Origin of the sequence: Streptomyces sp. NBC_00582 (assembly GCF_036345155.1) — a bacterium.
Taxonomy (GTDB): Bacteria; Actinomycetota; Actinomycetes; order Streptomycetales; family Streptomycetaceae; genus Streptomyces.
This window is the reverse complement of sequence record NZ_CP107772.1, coordinates 9,638,198-9,660,527: the sequence shown is the minus strand read 5'-3', so window position 1 is coordinate 9,660,527 and position 22,330 is coordinate 9,638,198. Positions and strand designations below refer to the sequence as shown.

The window sequence follows — 22,330 nt, the reverse complement described above, 5'->3', positions numbered from 1 at the left end:
ACATTCACCCAAGTGGGTTCGCCCTTCCGAGGGGCCGGTGGGCACTACTTCCGGGCTGCGACGGCCCGGGTGTGGGCGCTGCGGGCGATCTTCGGGCCGAGCCATCGCTTGAAGCGGCGCAGGGCCTCCAGCTGTCCGGCCGCCCGGTCGAGGCGGTAGTAGAGCTGGGGCGGGACGTACGGCAGCAGGGGCGAGTGTCGCTGGCCGAGCAGGGCGAACATCTGCTCGGGCGGGAGGTCGATGTACCGGCCGAGGTTCTCGTACCACTGCGCGCTGAGGCGGGCGGCGCTCTGCTGGGGCAGCAGGGCGGTGCGGCGTTCGTCCTCGTAGCGGGCGAGGGCCTGCGGGAGGCCGCCGCCCGCGCTCAGCGCGTCGGCCAGGGCGAGGGCGTCCTCCAGGGCGAGGGTGGTGCCGGCGCCGATGGAGTAGTGGGTGGTGTGGGCGGCGTCGCCGAGGAGGACCAGGTTGTCGCGGTGCCAGGTGCGGTTGGTGAGGGTGCGGAAGGTGAGCCACGGGGAGCTGCCGTCGGCGGCGGCCCGCCCGATCAGCGGGTGGCCGTCGAGGATGTGCGCGAAGAGCTTCTCCAGGTGGGCCAGGCCGTCGGCCTCGCTCGCCCGGTCCAGGCCGAGCCCGGCGCAGGTCTGCGGGGCGCACTCGATGACACAGGTGCTCTGCGCTCTGCTGAAGGGGTAGCCGTAGCACCAGATCCAGCCGTGCTCGGTCTCCACGAAGGCGAAGGTGAAGGAGTCGAAGACCTTGCTGGTGCCGAGCCAGACGTAGGAGTTGCGGCCGGGTGCGAGCTCGGCGCCGAAATGGTCGGCGTGCCGGGTGCGCAGGGCGCTGTGCACGCCGTCGCCGGCCACGACCAGATCGGCGTGCGGCAGGTCGTCGGGGGTGACCTCGCAGGCGAACTCCAGCCGTACGCCCAGGGCGCGGGCGCGTTCCGCGAGGATCTCCAGGAGTTTGTGCCGGCCGATGCCGTGGCCCTCGTCGCCGGGCCGGCGGGTCGACAGGTCCCGTACATGGGCGATGCCCTGGTTCCACGCGACGGAGTGCTCCTCGATCGCGCGGGCCGACTCGGGGTCTCGGGCGCGGAGCTTGTCGAGGAGCCCCTGCCAGTAGGTGACGCCCCAGCCGTAGGTCGAGCCCTCCTGGTTGCGCTCGAAGACGGTGACGTCGTGGGACGGGTCCTGCAGTCTGAGCAGGATCGAGAGATACAGGCCGGCGGGCCCGCCGCCGACACAGGCGACCTTCACGCACACCCCTAGGAATGACCAGCTGTGATGGGTTGACGACGCAGGGTAGCAGGGCGGGGGTCGCCCTTATGGGCACCCCGACTCCCGGTTTCCGCCACTTTCTCCACGTGAGCCACACCACGGGCGACAGCCCGGCGCGCGAAAGATCACCGGAAGGTGCTGCTCCACGGAAAGGAATTGCCCGTTCCGCGCCCACCCGGACCCCTGCGACGCCAAGATCATCTTGGTTCAACATTGCACGACATGGGGGCGATTGTCCGGATCACAGCCAACCGGTCGCGCGGGATTTCGCCCGCTCTCGAAGGGCTCGATAGGCATGCCGGGTCGGCAACCGAACGCACCCCAGGAGATTCCGCATGCCCGACCTCAGCCGTCGCCGCGCGCTCACCGCCGCGACCGCCCTCGCCGGCGCCACGGCGCTCGCCGTCCCCGCGGCCCGGGCGAGCGCCCCCGCGCACGACCACGACTCCCCCGCCGCCTTCGACGAGGTCTACCGGGGCCGCCGGATACAGGGCCGGCCGTCCTCCGGGGGCGGCCATCACCACGGCGGCTACGCCGTGTTCGTGGACGGCGTCGAACTGCACGTCATGCGCAACGCCGACGGCACCTGGATCAGCGTCGTCAGCCACTACGACCCGGTGTCCAGCCCCCGAGCCGCCGCGCGTGCCGCGGTCGACGAACTGCAGGGCGCCCGGCTGCTGCCCTTCCCCGCGTCGCCCGCCAACTGACCTTTCCGCACGCCTCTTTGGAGCACCCGCAGATGACCGTCCGCAAGAACCAGTCCGCCCTGACCGCCGAGGAGAAGCGGCGCTTCGTCGCCGCCGTCCTCGACCTCAAGCGCTCCGGCCGCTACGACGCCTTCGTCACCACGCACAACGCGTTCATCATGGGTGACACCGACAACGGCGAGCGCACGGGCCACCGTTCACCGTCGTTCCTGCCGTGGCACCGCAGATTCCTGCTGGAGTTCGAGCGGGCGCTGCAGTCGGTGGACGCGTCGGTGGCGCTCGCGTACTGGGACTGGTCCACCGACCGCTCACCGCGTTCCTCGCTGTGGGCGCCGGACTTCCTCGGCGGCACCGGGCGCAGCCGGGACGGGCAGGTGATGGACGGGCCGTTCGCCGCCTCGGCCGGGAACTGGCCGATCAACGTCCGGGTGGACGGCCGCACCTATCTGCGCCGGTCCCTCGGCACGAGCGTGCGCGAGTTGCCGACGCGGGCCGAGGTGGAGTCGGTGCTGGCGATGGCGACGTACGACATGGCGCCCTGGAACAGCGCCTCCGACGGCTTCCGCAACCATCTGGAGGGCTGGCGCGGGGTCAATCTGCACAACCGGGTCCATGTGTGGGTCGGCGGGCAGATGGCGACCGGCGTCTCCCCCAACGATCCGGTGTTCTGGCTGCACCACGCCTACATCGACAAGCTCTGGGCGGAGTGGCAGCGCCGGCACCCGGGGTCGACGTACGTGCCGGGCGGCGGGACGCCGGACGTCGTGGACCTGAACGAGACCATGAAGCCCTGGAACGACACGACGCCGGCGGCCCTGCTCGACCACACCCCGCACTACACGTTCGACGTCTGATCAGACCTCGGCCGTACGGCACTCGGGGTGGCCCCAGCCCTGGGCGTTCTTGGCGATCTGCTCACCGGCCGCGTAGCCCCGGCCGCACACACAGCGGCCGGGGAACCTGGCCTTGATCGTCCGGGCGGACGAGCCGCCGCGGGAGGCCGAACCGCCGCTCCGGCGCGGGGACTTCGCCCCGCCGGAGCGGGACGGCTTCGGGGTGTCCGGGGAGGGCGGCGGCTCCGGGGAGCCCTGCTCGCTGCCCGCGGCGAGCTGGACGCTCGCCGCCTGGCTGGCGGCGCGGTCGGCGAAGTCGTTGAGCGGGTCGCCGTCGACCTGGTGGGCGGGCACGTATCGGAACTCGACCGAGCGTCCGTCGAGGAGTTCGTCGATGCGGACGACCAGGTCCTGGTTGGCGACCGGCTTGCCGGCCGAGGTCTTCCAGCCGTTGCGCTTCCAGCCGGGCAGCCAGGTGGTGACGGCCTTCATGGCGTACTGCGAGTCCATCCGGACCTCGAGCGGCACCCCCGGGTCGGTCGACGCCAGCAGCCGTTCCAGGGCGGTGAGTTCGGCGACGTTGTTGGTGGCCCTGCCGAGCGGGCCCGCCTCCCAGCGGGCCGGGCTCTCCGTGTCGTCGGCGACCACCCATGCCCAGCCGGCCGGTCCCGGGTTCCCCTTCGAAGCCCCGTCGCACGCGGCCACCACACGTTCACGCATGGACACGATCATGCCATGGCCGTGTGCGCGGTCCGGCTCAGACCGGCCTGGTCTTCGGCAGCTCGCCCTCGGTGGTCGTGAGGTCGATCACCGAGAAGTTCGCGCCCTGCGGGTCGCTGAGGGCCGCGAACCGTCCGAAGGGGCTGTCCATCGGGCCGAAGCGCAGGACGCCGCCGAGCTTGGTCGCCTTCGCCACGGCGTCGTCGCAGTCGGAGACGATGAAGTAGACGTTGACGTACGAGGGCACCTCGGGCGGGAATTCGTCCGTCATCCGCATCCGGCCGAGGACCGTGGTGTCGCCGACGTTGAACATGCGGAAGTCGACGTTGTCGTCCTCGATCTGCTGCGCGGTGTACGGGAAGACGGAGGAGAAGAAGGTGTCCGCCCTGTCGGGCTCACGGGTGAAGACCTCGGCCCAGCCGTAGGCGCCGGGGACGGCCTCGGCCTCGAAGCCCTCGTGGGTCCCCGCCTGCCAGACGCCGAAGAACGCGCCACTGGGCTCCCTCGCCAGGCACATCGTGCCGAACTCGCCGACCTGCATCGGTTCCATCAGCACCTCGCCGTGGTGCGCGCGGATCTTCGCCGCGGTGGCGGCGGCGTCCGGGGAGGCGAGGTACAGGCACCACTGGGACTGGCCCTCCTGGCCGGGCATCGGCGGGACGACGGCGGCGACCGCCTTGCCGTCGACGTAGGCCTGCGTGTAGTTGCCGTACTCCGACGACGACTCACCGAACGTCCAGCCGAGGACCTCGCCGTAGAAGCTCTTGGCGCCCTCCACGTCGGTGAACATCGCGTCGGCCCAGCACGGGGTTCCCTCTGGTTGTACGGCCATGACGGCGGCCCTTCCGAAGAGACGACTCTGTCCGAAACCTCACGCTAGTCACCCGCCCGTCGGCGCGCGCGCCGAACGCCTCCCTCCGTCCCACACTGGGAGGGGACGGTCCGGCGGCAGGACGGGGCGGGTCATGGCGGACGGCAGGGCACGCGCCGGGGCGGCACGCGCGATGGCCGCCTGGTCGGTGACCGAGCCCGGGCCCGTGACGGGTGAGCCGCTGCGGCTGGTGCGCCGACCGGTGCCGGTGCCCGGCGACGACGAACTGCTGGTGCGGGTGCGTGCCTGCGGGGTGTGCCGGACCGATCTGCATGTCGCCGAGGGCGATCTGCCGGTACGGCGGCCGGGGGTGACGCCGGGGCACGAGGTGGTCGGGACGGTGGCGGGCCTGGGCGCCTCGGTGAGCGGGTTCGTGCCCGGCGACCGAGTGGGCGTCGCCTGGCTGCGGCGCACCTGCGGGGTGTGCGCGTACTGCGCGCGGGGCGCCGAGAACCTGTGCCCGGGGTCGTCGTACACCGGCTGGGACGCCGACGGCGGCTATGCCGAGTACACGACCGTGCCGGCCGCGTTCGCCCACCCGCTGCCGGGCGAGGTCGACGATGCGGACGAGGTGGCGCTCGCGCCGCTGCTGTGCGCGGGCATCATCGGCTACCGGGCGCTGCGGCGGACCGCGCTGCCGCCGGGCGGGCGGCTCGGGCTGTACGGCTTCGGGGGCAGCGCGCATCTGTGTGCGCAGGTGGCGCTGGCCCAGGGCGCCCGGGTGCACGTCCTGACCCGTGGGGCGGCGGCACGGCGGCTGGCGCTGGAGCTCGGGGCGGCCTCCGCGCGGGACGCGTACGAGATGCCGCCGGAGCCGCTGGACGGGGCGATCCTGTTCGCGCCGGTCGGCGATCTGGTGCCGGTGGCGCTGCGGGCGCTGGACCGGGGCGGGGTGCTGGCCGTCGCCGGGATCCACCTCAGCGACGTACCGCCGCTGCGCTACGAGAGCGAGCTGTTCTACGAGAGGCAGGTACGCAGCGTCACCTCCAACACCCGTTCCGACGCCCGGGAGTTCCTGACGCTGGCGGCCCGGCTCGGCGTACGGGCGACCACGCACGCGTATCCGCTCTCGCGCGCCCCGCAGGCGCTGAGGGATCTCGCTGCAGGCCAGTTCGAGGGGGCAGCCGTTCTGGTGAACGATCTCTCCCAACCCTCTTGATCACGGCGCGTGGGAGCACGCGAGGTCCCGCCCGGTGCGGTTGGGGCGCCTTGTTCACCTTCCGCCCCGCTGTGCACCCGTAGCACCGTAACCGCCCCTTTCGCGCCGTACCCCTCCGTCACCGAGGGTGTTTGGCTGGTGCCTGCGGATCTTCGAAACCGATCGTCACGACCCGTCCGCCCCGCCCCGCGCACCACCTCCCTGGAGAGAATGTGTCCACACCGGACAGCGCCACCGCTCCCGCCCTCGACGAACCCGCTCCCGAGCCGTCGGCCGACGGGCAGCTCACCAGCCTCGGCACCTGGGCGGCCCGCCAGCTCGCCACCACCCACAAGTCCGAACCGCAGATGCAGGCGATCAGCTCGCGCTGGCTGCTGCGCATGCTGCCGTGGGTGGACGTCAAGGGCGGCACCTACCGGGTCAACCGGCGACTGCAACTGACCGTCGGCCGGGGCCGGGTGCAGTTCGAGCACAACGGCGCCGACGACGTCCGGGTCGTCCCGGACACGCTGACCGAACTGCGCGTGCTGCGCGGCTACTCCGACAACGGAACCCTGCGCGAGCTCGCCTCCCGCTTCCAGACCCGGGAGGTGCGGCCCGGGCAGGTGATCTTCGAAGCCGGGCAGCCGGTCACGGAGGCCTATCTCGTCGTGCACGGCCGGTTCACCCGCTACACGGCCGGCAAGTACGGCGGGGAGGAGATCGTCGGGGTCGTCTCCGGCGGCGACCAGCTCGGCGAGGAGGCCATCGGACAGGACGACCCGCTGTGGCTGTCCTCGGTGCGCGCGGAGACCTCGGGTGTGCTGCTGGTGCTGCCGTGGGACGTGCTGCGGGAGTTCCTCGGCCGGGTGCCGTCGCTCGCCGCGCACCTGCGGACGTACGCCGAGAAGCAGCGGCGGCCCATGAACCGCAAGGGCGAGGCCGACCTTCCGCTCCAGGCCGGTCACACCGGCGAGCCGACGATCGGGGCGGGCTACATCGACTACGAGCTCTCGCCGCGCGAGTACGAGCTGTCGCTGACCCAGACCGTGCTGAAGGTGCACACCCGGGTCGCCGACCTCTACAACCACCCGATGGACCAGACCCAGCAGCAGATGCGGCTCACGGTCGAGGAGATCCGGGAGCGCCAGGAGTGGGAGCTGGTGAACAACCGGGAGTTCGGGCTGCTGCACAACGTCGACTACGGGCAGCGGGTCAGCACCTTCAGCGGGCCGCCGACCCCCGACGACATGGACGATCTGCTGGCGATGCGGCGCAGGACCAAGCTGTTCCTGGCCCATCCCAAGGCGATCGCCGCGTTCTTCCGGCAGTGCAACCGGCGCGGTCTGGTGCCGGGCACGGCGACCGTGGAGGGGCACGAGATCCCGGCCTGGCGCGGGGTGCCGATCTTCCCTTGCAACAAGATCCCGATCAGCGAGCGGCACACCAGCAGCATCATCGCGCTGCGCACGGGCGAGGCCGACCAGGGCGCGGTGGGTCTGTACCAGACGGGTATCCCGGACGAGTTCCAGCCGGGGCTGAACGTGCGGTTCATGGGCATCGACGGCAACTCGATCATCCGGTACCTGGTCACCGCCTACTACTCCATGGCGCTGCTGGTGCCCGACGCGGCGGGCATCCTGGAGAACGTCCAGATCGGCCGGACGGCCGAGTGACGGCGGCAAGCGGGCTGCCGGGGCCACCGAACCTCGCCGCGAGCCTGACGGCCCGAAGGAGCGGGGCGATCCCCGGGCTGCGGTACCGGGAGGTCGCGCCCGCCGACCCGGAGAAGGCGGCCGAGGTCGACCGCCGGCTCGAGGAGTGGGCCCGCGGCCTGGACCTGTTCCCGACGGCGTGGAACGGCGACTTCGCGGGGTTCCAGTTCGGCCGGGCGGTGGTCCTGCAGCATCCGGGCGGCGCCGATCTGGACCGGCTGACGGCGGCGGGCAAGCTGCTGCTGGCGGAGAACGTCGTGGACAGCTGCTACTGCGAGGAGGACGAGGGCCGGGGCGGCTCCCGCAGCGGGCTCGCCGGCCGGCTGATCCTGGCGCAGTCGGCGCTCGACCCCTTCCACGGTCCGCCCGCGCACCAGGAGCAGTGGGCGCGGGGCATGCAGGCCGACGGTCCGCTGCGCTCGTACTTCTGGGCGCTGAAGGACTACGCGGCCCTGGCGACCCCCAGCCAGACCGACCGGTTCGTGCACGACATGGCGCGGCTCCATCTGGGCTACCTCGGCGAGGCGGCCTGGATGGAGACCGGGTACCGGCCCCAGGTCTGGGAGTACCTGGTGATGCGGCAGTTCAACAACTTCCGGCCCTGTCTGTCGATCGTGGACGCGGTCGACGGCTACGAACTGCCCGAGCAGCTCTACGCCCGCCCGGAGATCCAGCGGGTCACGGCGCTCGCCTGCAACGCCACCACGATCGTCAACGACCTGTACTCCTTCACCAAGGAGCTGGCGTCCGATCCCACCCATCTCAACCTGCCGCAGGTCGTGGCCGCCAACGACCGGCGCGGGCTGAAGGCCGCCTATCTGAAGTCGGTCGACATCCACAACGAGGTCATGGACGCGTTCGAGTCGGAGTCGGCGGTCCTCGCCGCGACCTCGCCGCTCGTCGAGCGCTACCTCAAGGGTCTGTCGGACTGGGTGGCCGGCAACCACGAGTGGCATGCCACCAACACCCACCGCTACTCGCTGCCTCACTACTGGTGACAAGCGATCTTCTCTCGACCGTTCCTCACGTACCGCCACGCAAGGAGTCACCGTTGACCATGACCCCCGAGGCTCTGACCGAGTCCATCGAGCTGCCGACCCAGTCCGTCTACCAGGACCGGGTGGCGGACTACTGGAACGCGGAGGAGAACCCGGTCAACCTCGAACTGGGCCGGATCGACGATCTCTACCACCATCACTACGGCGTCGGTGACGCCGACTGGTCGGTGCTCGACGAGCCCGACCCCGAGCTGCGCAAGGAGCGGATCACCACCGAGCTGCACCGGCTGGAGCACGCCCAGGCGGAGCTGCTCGCCTCCCGGCTCGGCCCGCTCACCCCGTCCGACCGGGTCTTCGACGCCGGGTGCGGGCGCGGCGGCGGCAGTGTCACGGCGAATCTGCGCTACGGCTGCCACGCGGACGGAGTGACGATCTCCGCCAAGCAGGCCGAGTTCGCCAACGGGCAGGCCCGCAAGCGGGGCATCGACGACAAGGTGCGCTACCACCACCGCAACATGCTCGACACGGGACTGGAGACGGGCGCGTACGCGGCCTCCTGGAACAACGAGTCGAGCATGTACGTCGAGCTGGACCTGCTGTTCGCCGAGCACTCCCGGCTGCTGCGCCGCGGCGGGCGCTACGTCGTCATCACCGGCTGCTACAACGACACGTACGGGCAGGCCTCGCGTGAGGTGTCGCTCATCAACGCGCACTACATCTGCGACATCCACCCCCGCTCGCGGTACTTCCGGGCGATGGCGGACAACCGTCTGGTGCCGGTCCATGTGGAGGACCTCACCGCGGCGGCCATCCCGTACTGGGAGTTGCGCCGGCAGGCCGACCATCTGGTCACCGGCATCGAGGACACGTTCCTGACCGCCTACAAGAACGGCAGTTTCCAGTATCTGATGATCGTGGCCGACCGGGTCTGAGGTGTCCCGCGGCGCCCGCCTCCCCCTCCCTGGGGCGGGCGCCGCCGTATGTGCCGGGGCGTAATTCCCTTGGACAGGGCGGTCGTCGATCCGTTGCAATGATCCGCATGACCGCCCGCAGGATGCACCCCGACGAGGTCGATGCCGACGCCCCGCTGGTGAGCCGGCTGATCGCCGCCCAGTTCCCGCGCTGGGCGGGACTGGCCGTACGGCGGCTGGCGTCGTCCGGGACGGAGAACGCGATGTTCCGGCTGGGCACCGACAAGGTGGTCAGGCTGCCCCGGCGCCCCGGCGCGGTGGAGAACGTGGCGCGCGAGCAGCACTGGCTGGCCCGGCTGGGCCCCGGCCTGCGGGTCGCGGCGCCGGTGCCGCTGGCGGAGGGCGCCCCGGGCGAGGGCTTCCCCTGGCCGTGGTCCGTCTACGGCTGGCTGGACGGCCGTAATCCGGTGGCAGGGGCCGTCGAGGAGCCGCAGTCGCTGGCGGCGGACCTCGGGGCGTTCGTCGCGGGCCTGCGCGAGGTCGACGCCCGGGGCGGGCCGCCGAGCCACCGGGGCGGGCCGTTGAGCGAGCGGGACGGCTACACCCGGGACGCGATCGCGCAGTTGCGGGGGCGGATCGACACCGACGCGGTCACCGCGCTGTGGGAGGAGGCGCTGCGGGTGCCGGGGCGGACGGTGCCGCCGGTGTGGACGCACGGTGATCTCTCACCCGGGAACGTGCTGGTCACGGGCGGGCGACTGACGGCCGTGATCGACTTCGGCTGTGTGGGCGTGGGCGATCCGGCCGTGGACCTCATCCCCGCCTGGAACCTGCTGCCCGCCTCGGCGCGCCACACGTTCCGGGAGGCGGTGGGCGCGGACGACGACGAGTGGGCGCGCGGACGGGGCTGGGCCCTGTCGATCTCGCTGATCCAGTTGCCGTACTACTGGGAGACCAACCCGCCGCTGGCGGAGAGCTCCCGGCATGTGATCAAGGAGATCCTCACGGAGGCCCGGGCCCGGTAGCGCGCCCTCGCCGTGCGGCCGGCACTACTCCCCGTCGTAGGCCTTGCGCAGGGCGGCGATGTCGAGCTTGCCCATGGAGAGCATGGCCTTCATGGCGCGGGCGGCCTTCTCCTGGTCGGTGTCGGTGACCATGGGGATGAGTTCGCTCGGGACGACCTGCCAGGACACGCCGTACTTGTCCTTCAGCCAGCCGCAGGGGCCGGGCTCGCCGCCGTCCTCGGTGAGCCTGGTCCAGTAGTAGTCGATCTCCTCCTGGTCGGCGCAGTCGATCTGGAAGGAGATCGCCTCGGTGAACTTGAACTCCGGGCCACCGTTGAGCGCGACGAACTTCTGGCCGTTGGCGGTGAACTCCACCGTCACCACGGTGCCGGCGGGGCCGGGTCCGGCCTCGGTGTAGCGGGCCACGCGACCGACACTGGCGTTCTTGAAGATCGACACGTAGTGGTGGGCGGCCTCCTCGGCCTGGCCGTCGAACCAGAGGCACGTGGTGAATCCGTCGGTGGTCATGAGGTCCCTCCTGGGGCGTGGAACGCGGTCACCAGTGTCGACCGGGCGGCGCCCGGGAACTCATCGGTCGGGCCGGAAACAATCCGGATGGCCGCATCGACGCGCCGAACTAGCATCCGGTCCCATGACGTCATCGACCGCAGACAGCGGCATCCGGCCCTTCCGCCTCGACATCCCGCAGAGCGACCTCGACGACCTGTACGACCGGCTCGACCGCACCCGCTGGCCCGAGGGACTGCCCGCCACCGGCTGGGCGTACGGCGTGCCGGGCGACTATCTGCGCGAGCTGGTCCGGTACTGGCGCGAGGAGTACGACTGGCGGGCGGCCGAGGCGCGGCTGAACGCGTGGCCGCAGTTCACGACCACGATCGACGGCACGAACGTCCACTTCGCGCAGGTGCGCTCCCCCGAGCCGGACGCGACCCCGCTGATCCTCACCCATGGCTGGCCCGGCTCGATCGTGGAGTTCCTGGACGTGGTGGGGCCGCTCGCCGACCCGGCGGCGCACGGCGGGGACCCGGCCGACGCCTTCCATGTCGTCGTCCCGGGCATCCCGGGGTTCGGGCTCTCCGGGCCGGTCACCGGCGCGGGCTGGGAGGCGGCCCGGGTCGCGGACGCGTGGGCCGAGCTGATGACCCGGCTGGGTCACGAGCGGTTCGGGGCGCAGGGCGGCGACTGGGGTGCGGCGATCTCCCGTGAGCTGGGCCGCGCCCACACCGGCCGGGTCATCGGCGTGCATCTCACCCTGCTGCCGGGTGCTCAGGCCACCCGGGAGCCCACGCCGCGGGAGCTGGACGCCATGGGCCCCGGGGAGCGGGAGCGGGCGCTGGAGTCGTGGCGCCGGTGGGCGGCGTTCTCGGCGGAGGGCATCGGCTACGCCGTCCAGCAGGCCACCCGTCCGCAGACCCTGGCGTACGGCCTGACCGACTCGCCGGTGGGGCAACTCGCCTGGATCGTCGAGAAGTTCCGCGAGTGGACGGACTCGGAGGAGCTGCCGGAGGAGGCGGTCGACCGGGACCGGCTGCTCACGAACGTGATGCTGTACTGGCTGACCGGGACGGCCGGTTCGTCGGCGCGGATCTACTACGAGCGACAGCACCCGGTCTCCGGCCGGACGGCCGCGCCGCAGGAGCCGTCCGCCGCCCCGACGGCGCTCGCGCTGTTCCCGGCGGAGCCGCAGATCCCGCTGCGGGCCCGGGCGGAGCGCACGGAGAACCTGGTGCGCTGGACGGAGTTCGACCGCGGCGGCCATTTCGCCGCGATGGAGGAGCCCGATCTGCTGGTGGACGACGTACGGGCGTTCTTCCGGCACCTGCGCGAGAAGGGCTGAGCGGGGTCTCTGCCGAGGGCTGATCTGCCGCGGGCAGAGAAACCGGCCGAGGACGTCGCGCGCGGTCGACAGTGGGGGCGACGGCATCCCCGCGACCACGAGGACAACCGATGACGCCACCGACCACGCTCGCGCCCCGGGCCGAGGAGGGCGACACCCTGCCCACCCGGTTCGACGACCATCTCGCCGCCCAGCTGCTCGCCCAGCGGATCGTGCTGCTGGGCACCCAGGTCGACGAGGTGTCGGCGAACCGGGTCTGCGCCCAGCTGCTGATCCTCTCGGCGGAGGACCCGCACACCGACATCGCCCTGTTCGTCAACAGTCCGGGCGGTTCGGTGCACGCGGGGCTGGCCGTCTACGACACCATGCGGCTGATCCCCAACGACGTCTCGACGCTCGCCCTGGGCTTCGCGGCGAGCATGGGCCAGTTCCTGCTGAGCGTCGGGGCACCCGGCAAGCGGTACGCGCTGCCGAACGCGCGCGTCATGATGCACCAGCCTTCGGCCGGCATCGGCGGCACCACGGCCGACATCGAGATCCAGGCGGAGAACCTCGAGTTCACCAAGCGGACCATCGAGCGGATCACCGCCGAGCACACCGGGCAGACACCCGAGACGATCTCGCGGGACGGCGACCGCGACCGCTGGTTCACGGCGGAGCAGGCCAGGGAGTACGGCATCGTGGACCGGGTGGTGGAGTCGCTCGCCGACGTCCGACCCGCCCCGGCACGGCGACGGATGGGGCTGTGACATGGGGAACTACACGATTCCGTACGTCGTCGAGCGGACCGCGCACGGCGAGCGGTCCTCCGACGTGTTCAGCCGGCTGCTGTCGGAGCGGATCATCTTCCTCGGCACGGAGATCGACGACGGGGTGGCCAACGTCGTCCTCGCGCAACTCCTCCATCTGGAGTCGGCGGCCCCGGACCAGGAGATCTCGATCTATCTCAACTCCCCGGGCGGCTCGTTCACCTCGCTGATGGCGATCTACGACACGATGACGTTCGTCCGGGCGCCGATCTCCACGTTCTGCGTCGGGCAGGCGGCGTCGACGGCGGCCGTGCTGCTGGCGGGCGGCGATCCGGGCCGCCGGTTCGTGCTGGAGCACGCGCGCGTGCTGCTCGGGCAGCCGGCCAGCGGCGGCCACCGGGGCACGGTCACGGATCTGGCGCTGCAGGCCAAGGAGATGGTCCGGATCCGCGCCCAGGTGGAGGAGGTGCTCGCCCGGCACACCGGTCACGATCTCGCCACCCTGCGCGCGGACATGGACCGCGACAAGGTGTTCACCGCAGCGGAGGCGGTGACGTACGGCCTGGCCGACGAGGTGCTGAGCCGCCGCCTCGTCGGCGTGTGAGTCGTCGTCAGGCGACCAGGCAGAGGCCGTCGTACGAGGAGGTCGTCGTCGTGCGGCGGTGACGGGCCGGTCGGCCGTCCAGCCGAACCAGTTCGCCCTGGGCCCTGGCGAGCAGGTCGGCGAGGCTCAGGCCGAGGGCGTGGGCGGCGGCCGCGAGGACCTCCGAGGAGGCCTCCTTGCGGCCGCGTTCCACCTCCGACAGATACGGCATGGAGATCCGGGCCTCGTCGGCGACGTCCTTCAACGTGCGTTCCTGGGACTGGCGTTCACGGCGCAGGACGTCCCCCACCAGGTCGCGCCAGAGGGGCTCTCGGGGCGCGGGCGGCTCGGGGGCCTGGCGTCCGGCGGGCGGGCGCAGCGGGATCACTCGGGCTCGGTTCGGCGCTTGATCGGTCACCGCACCAGCCTAGGAGACCGGGGCGCGCCGGGAAGGGATGCGCGTTCCGCCCTCGGTGGAATCGGGCGCCGGCGCTCAAGGTCCGGACGACGGTTCGGGGCGGATGCCGGGCGAGAGCGGCCCGCTCCGAGCCGGACCCGTCCCGCCGGAGCGTCGGATTCCCCTCGGGACGCATGGCCCGGCGAAGACGGGGTACCCGCCCCCGTGAGCGGGCCCATCCGTGTCCGCTCACACAACGAGTACAGAACACGTCGAACCGTGACTTTCGTGGGGAGAGGTACATGCACACCGCCGTGATCGGGTCGGAGGCACAGGTCGTCGAGGACACCGCCGGGACCAGCACGGGTGGAGCATCGTTGCCGGGAGTCGAGGACCCGAGGAGCGTGGCTCCGCGCGACGCGCGGGCGTTGTCCCGCCAGTTCTTCAAGCGGCTGACCGAGCTCGAAGAGGGCACGCACGAGTATCAGTACGCCCGCAACACCCTCATCGAGATGAACATGTCCCTGGTGCGGTTCGCGGCCGGACGGTTCCGCGGGCGCGGGGACGACATGGAGGACATCGTCCAGACCGGGATGATCGGTCTGATCAAGGCCATCGACCGGTTCGAGATCTCCCGTGAGGTGGAGTTCACCTCGTTCGCCCTGCCGTACATCGTCGGGGAGATCAAGCGGTTCTTCCGGGACACCACCTGGGCGGTGCATGTGCCGCGGCGGCTGCAGGAGCTGCGGGTGGAGCTGGCGAAGGCGCGCGACGAGCTGGCGAGCCGCCTCGACCGGGAGCCCACCGTGGCGGAGCTGGCCACACTGATGAACCTGCCGGAGAACGAGGTGGTCGAGGCGCAGATCGCCGCCAACGGCTACAACTCCTCCTCGCTGGACGCCGCGCTCACCGGCGACGGCCCGGAGAACGGCGAGTCGGTGCTCGCGGACTTCATCGGTGTGGAGGAGGACGGGCTGCGGCTGGTCGAGGACTTCCAGTCGCTCGCCCCGCTCATGGCCGAGCTGAGCGAACGCGATCGGCGGATCCTGCATCTGCGGTTCGTGGAGGAGGCCACCCAGGCGGAGATCGGTGAGCAGCTCGGCTGCTCCCAGATGCATGTGTCGCGGCTGATCAAGCGGATCATCACCCGGTTGCGCGAGGGCATGCTGGGCGAGCTGGGCTGCGCCTGAGCCCACGGGCCGGGGTCGCGTCGGTCAGTCCCGGAAGGTGAGCAGGGCACGGACCCGCTTGCCGACCGGGACGCGCTCGGCGGTGACCTCGGCCGCCACCGCGTGCACGATCTCCAGGCCGTGCCGGCCGACCCGCTGGGGGTCCTTGGGGAACCGCAGGGGCAGCGCGTCACTGCTGTCGTAGACGCACACCGTGACGGTCGAGTCGGTGCCTTCGAGCTCCAGGATGTACGGGCCGTTGCTGTGCCGGTCGGCGTTGGTGACGAGTTCGCTGACGACCAGCATCACCTCACCGCTCGCGCGCTCGCCGATGCGCGCGCACCACTCGGTCCTGAGCTGGTCGACGAAGTGCGCGGCGAAGCTGCGGGCCTCGGCGATGCATCCGGGTTCACCGGTGTAGTGCGCCGCTCGCCTCAGCGGTTCCACGGGTACGTCGAAACCAGTCGGTATCACTGCCCCGTCCAGGTGCTCGATCATGCGTGTCTTTCTGGAAGGCCGGACTGGCCGGACGCTGCTGCACCTGTGCTCGTACCCCGTGCCGCGCCGCGCAGTCCCCGTCCGGGTCACCCGGTGCGCCGCGCGGGCGTGGGGTGCCTCACGGCGTGGGTGAGACCGAGGAGGACTCGGGGGCCGGCGGTTCGGGCTGCACGGGCTGCTGCTCGGGGGGCGACGTCGAGCTCGGGGACTCCTCCACGAGGCCGTTCTTCGGCGGCTTGGACGTCGGCGACTCGGAGCTCGGGGTCTCCTCCACGAGGCCGTTCTTCGGCGGCTTGGAGGACGGCGACTCGGAGCTCGGGGTCTTCTCTCCGGAGCCGTTCTTCGGCGGCTTGGACGACGGCGGCTTCGAGGACGAGGACGAGGACGGGCTCGACGAGGACGAGGACGGGTGCGACGGGCAGGAGTGCTTGCGGTCCGGGTCGCAGGACGGGCTCGTCGACGTGGGCGGCGGCGGGGTGATGACCACGAAGACCAGGGGTTTCTTCGGAGGAGGCGTGGTCCGGTCCTGCTTGCCCGCGGTGTCGCCCCGGTGGCGGGCGAACCAGTGGTGACCGTGGTCGGGGTCGTAGAGGACGAACTCCTTGACCGTCTTCTTGGCGGGGGTGATCACGACGACGTTCGAGGGCCGGTACGACGGCCAGACGTCGCCCGTGCGCTCCGGCTCGGTCTGCTGCGGGACCGGCTTGGTGAGCGGGTTGCCGCAGGCGCAGCGCACCCGGGGCACGCCGTGTCCGTCGACGAGGACGGCGGTGCCGGCCTGCAGGACGGACTGGTACGTGGTGACGGCACCGTCGCGGTAGCCGTGGTTGGTGACCCAGGTGTCCATGCGCAGCTGTACGGGGGTGAGCGAGCGCAGATAGGCGGGGACCCCGGAGGGCTCGACGCGGGCGACGGAGGCGAACGCCCGGTTCTTGGCGGGGGCCGCGTGCAGCGCGCTGATCTGCTTCTCCACATCGCAGCTCGCCACGTTGCGGGTGCCGCCGTAGACGCCTGCGGCACCGCCGTCGACCCCCTTGAGGGTGTTGCCGGTGGGCTCGGTCGTGCCGTTCGCGGGGGCGGCGGAGGCGGTCGCGGTGGAGTTGTCGGTGGCCGTGGACTCGGTGAAGGGGTCCGGGCCGGTCTTGGCCGCGGCCAGCGTGAAGATCTTGGCGCCGGCCGCGCCGCCGGAGCTGCCGCTGTCGGGCAGGGTGAGCAGGACGGCGAGGGCGACCGCGGCGACGAGGGCCGTACCGAGCAGGGCGAGCCGGGGTGCGGACCGCCACCAGGCCCGGCCGGGGTCCGGTTCGGGCTCGGGCTCGGGGCCCGGTGCGCCGTCCGGGAGGTCACCGCCGGAGGAACCGCCGGAGGAACCACCGGAGGAACCGCCGGAGGAACCGCCCGGGGACACCGGCTCCACCGGCTCGGTGGGGGGTCCCGAGGAGGGTGGAGGGGGTGGTTGCGAGGGGCCCGAGAGGGGGCCGGAGGGTGGTCCTGCGGGGCGGCCGGAGGACGGAGGGTCGACGCTCACATGCTCTCCCGATGTGGAGTACGTCCGGCGATGCCCACCTTTCGGAAACATGCACCGCTTTCTGCCACAACATGATTATTGTGTGCTCGTCCCGGGGGGCACCCGCAAGCCGGACGCGGACGGCCCCGCTCGACGGGCGGGCGCTCCCGGCCCTGCTTAGCGTGGCAGCGTGAGCCCGCGCAGCCGCACCGACCACGCAGCCGGCCGGCCCGCCATCGACCGGGCGGCCGGCCGGCACGGCTGGGCGACGGCCTTCGGCGTTGCGCTGGCGGGGCTCGCCTCGATGGTGGTCGTGGCCGCGCTGGGCCTGTGGGCGGCGGGGGCCTCGGACCTGCCGCAGGACGCGTTCCCCCGGGTGGTCGCGGCGACCGTGGTCACGGCCGTAGGGGGCACCGTGGAGCTGTCCGGGGACGCCGGGGGGCTCGCCGACACCCGGGCCGGGCTGACGGTGGTTCCGCTGTCCGTGTCCCTGGTCGGGGCGCTCGTGACCGCCGCCGGGTTTCTGCGGCCGCTGCGGCACCGGGCGGTCGCCGGCGCGCGGGAGCTGGCGGGGTGGGCGGCCCGGATCGCCGTGCTGTGGCTGCTGGGGCTGCTGGGCCTGGCGCTCGCCGCCCGCCAGACCTTCGCCATCGACCTCGGCAGCGACACGCTGAACGACCTGGGCGATCTGTTCGGGGTCCACCCGGAGGTCGGCTTCACCACCGAGGTGCCGATCACGCTGCTGGTGGGGCTCGTGTGGCTGGCCGGGGTGCTGCTGCTGGCGCTGCTGGTCTCGCGCGGGGCGCCGCTGCCGGCCCGGCTGCTGCGCTTCCAGGAGTCGGTGCGGCCGGCCGCGTACGCGATGGTCGCGCTGCTCCTCGCGTGTGTCGTCCTGGGTCTGGTCGTGGCGCTGGTCGTGGCGGCGACGCGGGGGCACGCGCCGGAGACCCTCGCCGTGGTCCTGCTGGGGCTGCCCAATCTGGTGTGGATGGTGTTCACCATCGGGCTGGGGGCGACCTGGAACGGCCGGGTGGAGGGCCCGTTCGGGCTGCCCATGCCGCATGTGCTGGACGAGGTGCTGCGCGGAAGGGAGACCGCCGCGCTGAACCTGAGCAGCATGGCCGAGTACGACGGACGGGTGTGGTGGCTGGTCGTGGTGGACGCGGTGCTGCTGCTCGGGGCCGCGTTCGTGATGGCGGCCCGCTCCCCGGCCCGGATGCGCGCCTGGCAGCATGCCGTGCACATGGCGGTCGCACTGGTGCTCACCGTGCTGACGATCTGTCTGGTGGGCCGGGTCTCCGCGCACTACGGACTGACCGTGCTCGGCATCAACGATCTCGCCGGTCTGTCCGGGGATCTGTTCCTCCACCCCGAGGTGTGGTCCGCGCTCGGTCTGGCCGCGCTGTGGGGGCTGGCCACCGGTTTCCTGGGCGCGCTGCTGGCCCGTCCCGTGCACCGGCGCGGCGCGACGGGCCCGCCGGGTCAGGTCTGACGGCCGAGCAGGACGGGCCGGGCCCAGTCCGGGGGAGGCGGGGGTACGGCGGGCAGGCCGGTCGGCTCCGTCGAGGGGTGCGCGGCGTTCCGGTCGCCGCGGCCGGCCGCCCGCAGGGCCGCGACGAAGGCCCGGCAGGTGTCGTGCCGTTCCTCGGGCTTCTTGGCCAGCGCCTTCGCGAAGACGGCGTCGACCTGCGGCGGCAGGTCGGGGCGGGACGCGGTGAGCGGGGGCGGCTCGTCCTCCTGGTGGGCCCACAGCAGGGCCATGTCCTCGTCGCGCAGGAACGGCGGATGCCCGGCCAGGGTCTCGTAGACGACGCAGGCGAAGCTGTAGACGTCGCAGCGGCCGTCGACCGGGCGGCCGGAGATCTGCTCGGGGGCGACGTAGTCGAGGGTGCCGACGAACTGGCCGACGGTCGTGAACCCGGTCAGGGAGAGCGACTTCTTGGTCAGCCCGAAGTCCGTGAGGTAGACGTGCTCGGGGTGGTCGCTGTCGGTGCCCCGGGAGACCAGGATGTTCCCGGGTTTGACGTCCCGGTGGACCAGGCCGTGCTCGTGGGCCGCGTCCAGGGCGGAGGCCACCTGTGCGGCGATCCGTACGGCCGTCGCGAGCGGCAGCGGGCCCTGGTGGTCGAGAAGGTTGCGCAGATCGCTGCCCTCGACGTAGCGCATGGCGATGTACAGCACGCCCTCGGTCTCCCCCGCCTCGAAGACGGGCACGATGTGCGGGTGGTCGATCGCGGCGGCCACCCGGGACTCATGGGTGAAGCGCTTGCGGAAGGTGTCGTTGCGGGCGAGTTCGGGGGCGAGCAGTTTGAGGGCGACGGTGCGTTCCAGGCGCAGGTCACGGGCGCGGAAGACGACGGCCATGCCGCCCCGGCCGATCTCGTGCTCGACGCGGTAGCCGGCGATCTGCTGGCCCAGCAGGTCGGAGGGGCGCCCGGAGAACGCGCTGGTCCCCATCAGTGCCCTCCGTCGGAGGCCCCGGGACGGGTGGGGGCGTCACCCCGGCGCGGGGCCGTGCCGGGCGCGTGGTCCGTGGCGTAGGTGCTGAGCCGGGTGCCGTCGCCGTAGACCCAGCGTTCCTGGGCGGGGTCGTAGAGCCAGACGGACTCGCCGTCGACGACCACCCCGATCCGCAGGTCCTCTGTGCGGCGCAGGAAGGACTCGCCGTCCAGGGCTCCGCCGGCCAGTTCCTCGACGGCCGCCCGGTAGCGCGCGAGCGACTCCTGGGCCTGTGCGAGCAGGTGCCGCGGATCGGCGACGGTGGTGGGCTCGTCGTCGGCGACGGGCGGGTCCTGGGGTACGGCGACCAGGTGGCGGCCGTCGACCCAGGCCTGCCAGCCGTTGGCGCACAGCACATGCCCCCAGTCGCCGCGGCGCTCCAGGAGCCGGACGGGCAGCAGGGCGTCCAGGGGCACGGTGGGCCGGGTGGGGTCGGGGGCCTCCCAGGCGGGCATGCCCCGCGGGGGGACGACGTGCGAGGGCCGGAAGGCGGGGGTCGTCATGGGCCGCCCCTACTTCCGCATCACGGCGGGTTCGTGCCGGCGCAGCAGCCGGGAGACGACGAAGGCGAAGACGGCGGAGAGCACGACGAGCATCCCGATGTCGAGCAGCCACACCGTCGCCCGGTGCTCGAACAGCGGGTCCCCGGTGATGTCGCCGGGCACGAGCCGGGACAGCCCGATGGTGCCGGCCATCGCGCCGAGCGCCCACCGGGAGGGCACGAGCCAGGACAGCTCCTGAAGGCCGGGCACCCCGTCGAGTTTCAGCAGGGCTCCGCAGAAGACCACTTGGACGATGGCGAGCAGCACGAGCAGCGGCATCGTCACCTCCTCCTTGCGCACCAGCGCGGAGACCAGCAGGCCGAGCATCATCGCGGTGAACGCCAACAGGGCGACGGCGACGGTGATCTCTACCAGGGGTGGCAGCAACACGCCCTTGCCGCCGGGGGCGTTGAGATCGACGCCGAGCAGCGCCACGAGGGTGAGGACGACCGCCTGGACGACGGTGATCGCGCCGAGGACGACGACCTTCGACATCAGGTACGACGATCTGGACAGGCCGACGGCCCGCTCCCGCCGGTAGATGACGCGTTCCTTCACGAGTTCGCGCACGGCGTTGGCCGCGCCGGTGAGGACTCCGCCGACGCACAGGATCAGCAGGGCGTTCATGGCGGTGTCGCGGGTGAGTTCGCCGCCGGCGAGGGCGCGGGCCATGGCGCCCATGACGAACGGCAGGGCGATCATGATGGCCAGGAAGGTGCGGTCGGCTGCGAGCGCCGCCGTGTAGCGGCGGACCAGGGTGCCGAGCTGGGCGACGCGGCTGCGGGGCCGGGGCGGGGGCAGCAGGATGACCGGGCCCTCGCGGGGCAGGCGCGGCTGGGCGCTGGAGTTGACGACGTAGCGGTGGTGGAACGAGGAGTCGCGGTACTGTCCGGCCCAGTCGCGGTCCTGGTCGCGTTCGAAGGCCTCGAAGGCCTCGGGCCACTGGGTGAAGCCGAAGAAGTCGAGGGCGTCCCCGGGCGGCCCGTAGTAGGCGATCCGGCCGCCGGGGGCGAGGACCAGGAGGCGGTCGCAGACGTCGAGGCTGAGGACGCTGTGCGTGACGACGATGACGGTGCGGCCGTCGTCGGCGAGGCCGCGCAGCATGTGCATCACCGAGCGGTCCATGCCGGGGTCGAGGCCGGAGGTCGGCTCGTCGAGGAAGAGCAGAGAGGGTTTGGTGAGCAACTCCAGCGCCACGCTGACCCGTTTGCGCTGGCCGCCGGAGAGGCTGTGCACCGGTTGCCCGGCGCGTTGTTCGAGGCCGAGTTCGCGGATGACCTCGGTGACCCGCTCACGGCGCTCGGCCTTGGCGGTGTCCTGCGGGAAGCGCAGTTCGGCGGCGTAGGCGAGGGCGGAGCGGACGGTGAGCTGGGCGTGCAGGATGTCGTCCTGGGGGACGAGGCCGATGCGCTGGCGCAGTTCGGCGTAGTCGTGGTAGAGGTCGCGGCCGTCGTAGACGACCGTGCCGTGGTCGGCGGGGCGCTGGCCGGTCAGGGCGTTGAGCAGGGTGGACTTCCCGGCGCCGCTCGGCCCGACCACGGCGAGCAGGCACTTCTCCCCCACCGGGAACGAGACGTGGTCGAGCAGGGTCTTGCGGCCGCGGTCGACGGCGACGGTGAGGTCCTGGACGTCGAGGGAGACCTCGCCGGTGTCGACGTACTCCTGGAGTTCGTCGCCGACGAGACAGAACGCCGAGTGGCCGATGCCGACGATGTCGCCGGGGCCGATGGGGGCGCGGGAGACGGGGAAGCCGTTGAGGTAGGTGCCGTTGTGGCTGTCGAGGTCGGCGATCTCGTAGGTGCCGTCGGGCAGCGCGTGCAGTTCGGCGTGGCGGCGGGAGACGACCAGGTCGTCGAGGACGAGGTCGTTGTCGGCGGCACGGCCGATGCGGACGGTCCGGGTGGGCAGCGGCCGTACCGAGGTGGGCCGGCGGAAGGTGCCGGTCCGGGCGGGCATGGAGACCGCCGAGGGCCGTTCGGGGGGCGGGGGCGGGCGGCTCGCCAGGACGGCGCAGGGGCCGTCGGCCGGGCTGCCGAAGCGGATCACGCTGCCGGGACCGATGCCGAGTTCCCGCACACGGCGGCCCTCGGACCAGGTGCCGTTGGTGCTGTCCTCGTCGGTGAGGGTCCAGTGGTCGCCGTCGGGCCGCAGGACGGCGTGGTGCCAGGAGACCCGCGGGTCGTCGATGACGATGTCGCTGAGGGGATCGCGGCCGACGTAGTAGGCGTGGCCGGGGATCATCACCGTGGAGCCCGTCTCGGTCTCCAGCACGAGTTCGGGCGCAGTCGGGGCGACCGGACGCTCCACCATGCCGGAATTCTATCGATTCGCACCCGGGGACGCCCAGTGGGCTG

Annotated in this window: 22 protein-coding genes; 12 read left to right on the top strand and 10 right to left on the bottom strand. The window is 72.1% G+C overall.

What is annotated here, in order from left to right; genetic code table 11:
• Positions 1 to 44 precede the first annotated feature (44 nt).
• Complete coding sequence (locus OG852_RS43730; RefSeq protein ID WP_208117222.1) at positions 45 to 1,256, bottom strand: FAD-dependent monooxygenase; 1,212 nt, start codon at positions 1,254 to 1,256, stop codon at positions 45 to 47.
• A 356-nt stretch (positions 1,257 to 1,612) separates the two neighbouring features.
• Here OG852_RS43730 and melC1 point away from each other — a divergent pair, with 356 nt between their 5' ends.
• Positions 1,613 to 1,984, top strand: a complete 372-nt coding sequence (gene melC1 / locus OG852_RS43725; protein ID WP_330350782.1) for an apotyrosinase chaperone MelC1 — start codon at positions 1,613 to 1,615, stop codon at positions 1,982 to 1,984.
• Between the two features lie 32 nt (positions 1,985 to 2,016).
• Positions 2,017 to 2,838: a tyrosinase MelC2 gene (gene melC2 / locus OG852_RS43720; RefSeq protein ID WP_330350781.1), complete on the top strand. Its 822-nt coding sequence runs from the start codon at positions 2,017 to 2,019 to the stop codon at positions 2,836 to 2,838.
• Here the strand turns inward: melC2 and OG852_RS43715 are convergent, their stop codons facing one another.
• The gene (locus tag OG852_RS43715; RefSeq protein ID WP_330350780.1) at positions 2,839 to 3,549 is read right to left on the bottom strand and encodes a ribonuclease H family protein; all 711 of its coding nucleotides are present in this window, start codon (positions 3,547 to 3,549) and stop codon (positions 2,839 to 2,841) included.
• 25 nt (positions 3,550 to 3,574) lie between these two features.
• Positions 3,575 to 4,369, bottom strand: coding sequence for a VOC family protein (locus OG852_RS43710; protein ID WP_133914396.1), 795 nt, complete (start codon positions 4,367 to 4,369; stop codon positions 3,575 to 3,577).
• A gap of 172 nt (positions 4,370 to 4,541) precedes the next feature.
• Between OG852_RS43710 and OG852_RS43705 the strand changes: the two genes are divergently transcribed.
• The 5 genes from OG852_RS43705 (at position 4,542) to OG852_RS43685 (ending at position 10,195) form a co-directional block, all read left to right on the top strand.
• The gene (locus tag OG852_RS43705) at positions 4,542 to 5,567 is read left to right on the top strand and encodes a zinc-binding alcohol dehydrogenase family protein (RefSeq protein ID WP_330351608.1); all 1,026 of its coding nucleotides are present in this window, start codon (positions 4,542 to 4,544) and stop codon (positions 5,565 to 5,567) included.
• Positions 5,568 to 5,779: 212 nt separating this feature from the next.
• Positions 5,780 to 7,222, top strand: coding sequence for a family 2B encapsulin nanocompartment shell protein (locus tag OG852_RS43700; protein WP_330350779.1), 1,443 nt, complete (start codon positions 5,780 to 5,782; stop codon positions 7,220 to 7,222).
• Complete coding sequence (locus OG852_RS43695) at positions 7,219 to 8,259, top strand: family 2 encapsulin nanocompartment cargo protein terpene cyclase (protein WP_133914398.1); 1,041 nt, start codon at positions 7,219 to 7,221, stop codon at positions 8,257 to 8,259. Before OG852_RS43700 ends, OG852_RS43695 begins: the two co-directional genes overlap by 4 nt.
• 59 nt (positions 8,260 to 8,318) lie before the next feature.
• Positions 8,319 to 9,191 (top strand): geranyl diphosphate 2-C-methyltransferase, encoded by an 873-nt coding sequence (locus OG852_RS43690; protein ID WP_208117223.1) that lies wholly within the window; start codon positions 8,319 to 8,321, stop codon positions 9,189 to 9,191.
• A gap of 107 nt (positions 9,192 to 9,298) precedes the next feature.
• Positions 9,299 to 10,195, top strand: coding sequence for an aminoglycoside phosphotransferase family protein (locus OG852_RS43685; protein WP_330350778.1), 897 nt, complete (start codon positions 9,299 to 9,301; stop codon positions 10,193 to 10,195).
• A 24-nt stretch (positions 10,196 to 10,219) separates the two neighbouring features.
• On the opposite strand, the gene OG852_RS43680 is transcribed toward OG852_RS43685, so the two are convergent.
• Positions 10,220 to 10,702 carry a VOC family protein gene (locus OG852_RS43680; protein WP_133914401.1) on the bottom strand — a complete coding sequence of 161 codons (483 nt, stop codon included), beginning with the start codon at positions 10,700 to 10,702 and terminating at the stop codon, positions 10,220 to 10,222.
• A gap of 124 nt (positions 10,703 to 10,826) precedes the next feature.
• Between OG852_RS43680 and OG852_RS43675 the strand changes: the two genes are divergently transcribed.
• From OG852_RS43675 to OG852_RS43665, 3 genes are all read left to right on the top strand, one after another.
• The gene (locus OG852_RS43675) at positions 10,827 to 12,032 is read left to right on the top strand and encodes an epoxide hydrolase family protein (RefSeq protein WP_330350777.1); all 1,206 of its coding nucleotides are present in this window, start codon (positions 10,827 to 10,829) and stop codon (positions 12,030 to 12,032) included.
• A gap of 110 nt (positions 12,033 to 12,142) precedes the next feature.
• Positions 12,143 to 12,781: an ATP-dependent Clp protease proteolytic subunit gene (locus tag OG852_RS43670; RefSeq protein WP_330350776.1), complete on the top strand. Its 639-nt coding sequence runs from the start codon at positions 12,143 to 12,145 to the stop codon at positions 12,779 to 12,781.
• Position 12,782: 1 nt separating this feature from the next.
• Positions 12,783 to 13,385 (top strand): ClpP family protease, encoded by a 603-nt coding sequence (locus tag OG852_RS43665; protein ID WP_133914404.1) that lies wholly within the window; start codon positions 12,783 to 12,785, stop codon positions 13,383 to 13,385.
• A 7-nt stretch (positions 13,386 to 13,392) separates the two neighbouring features.
• Here OG852_RS43665 and OG852_RS43660 read toward each other — a convergent pair whose 3' ends face one another.
• Positions 13,393 to 13,782 (bottom strand): helix-turn-helix domain-containing protein, encoded by a 390-nt coding sequence (locus OG852_RS43660; RefSeq protein ID WP_133914405.1) that lies wholly within the window; start codon positions 13,780 to 13,782, stop codon positions 13,393 to 13,395.
• A 281-nt stretch (positions 13,783 to 14,063) separates the two neighbouring features.
• Here OG852_RS43660 and OG852_RS43655 point away from each other — a divergent pair, with 281 nt between their 5' ends.
• Positions 14,064 to 14,951: an RNA polymerase sigma factor SigF gene (locus tag OG852_RS43655; RefSeq protein WP_133914406.1), complete on the top strand. Its 888-nt coding sequence runs from the start codon at positions 14,064 to 14,066 to the stop codon at positions 14,949 to 14,951.
• 24 nt (positions 14,952 to 14,975) lie between these two features.
• Here OG852_RS43655 and OG852_RS43650 read toward each other — a convergent pair whose 3' ends face one another.
• Positions 14,976 to 15,428: an ATP-binding protein gene (locus tag OG852_RS43650; RefSeq protein ID WP_133914407.1), complete on the bottom strand. Its 453-nt coding sequence runs from the start codon at positions 15,426 to 15,428 to the stop codon at positions 14,976 to 14,978.
• Positions 15,429 to 15,546: 118 nt separating this feature from the next.
• Positions 15,547 to 16,956 (bottom strand): DUF6777 domain-containing protein, encoded by a 1,410-nt coding sequence (locus OG852_RS43645; RefSeq protein WP_330350775.1) that lies wholly within the window; start codon positions 16,954 to 16,956, stop codon positions 15,547 to 15,549.
• Positions 16,957 to 17,125: 169 nt separating this feature from the next.
• Between OG852_RS43645 and OG852_RS43640 the strand changes: the two genes are divergently transcribed.
• On the top strand, positions 17,126 to 18,427 hold the full coding sequence (locus OG852_RS43640; protein WP_443064620.1) for a streptophobe family protein: 1,302 nt from the start codon (positions 17,126 to 17,128) through the stop codon (positions 18,425 to 18,427).
• On the opposite strand, the gene OG852_RS43635 is transcribed toward OG852_RS43640, so the two are convergent.
• Genes OG852_RS43635 through OG852_RS43625 form a run of 3 tightly spaced genes read right to left on the bottom strand, consistent with a single transcriptional unit; the run spans position 18,418 to position 22,286 of the window.
• The gene (locus OG852_RS43635) at positions 18,418 to 19,392 is read right to left on the bottom strand and encodes a serine/threonine-protein kinase (RefSeq protein ID WP_133914409.1); all 975 of its coding nucleotides are present in this window, start codon (positions 19,390 to 19,392) and stop codon (positions 18,418 to 18,420) included. The two genes, OG852_RS43640 and OG852_RS43635, sit on opposite strands and share 10 nt — an antisense overlap.
• Entirely contained in the window at positions 19,392 to 19,937 is a 546-nt protein-coding gene (locus OG852_RS43630; RefSeq protein WP_133914410.1) for a hypothetical protein, read from the bottom strand. The genes OG852_RS43635 and OG852_RS43630 overlap by 1 nt, the downstream gene beginning before the upstream one ends.
• Positions 19,938 to 19,946: 9 nt before the next feature.
• Entirely contained in the window at positions 19,947 to 22,286 is a 2,340-nt protein-coding gene (locus OG852_RS43625; RefSeq protein ID WP_330350774.1) for an ABC transporter ATP-binding protein/permease, read from the bottom strand.
• Positions 22,287 to 22,330: the final 44 nt, after the last annotated feature.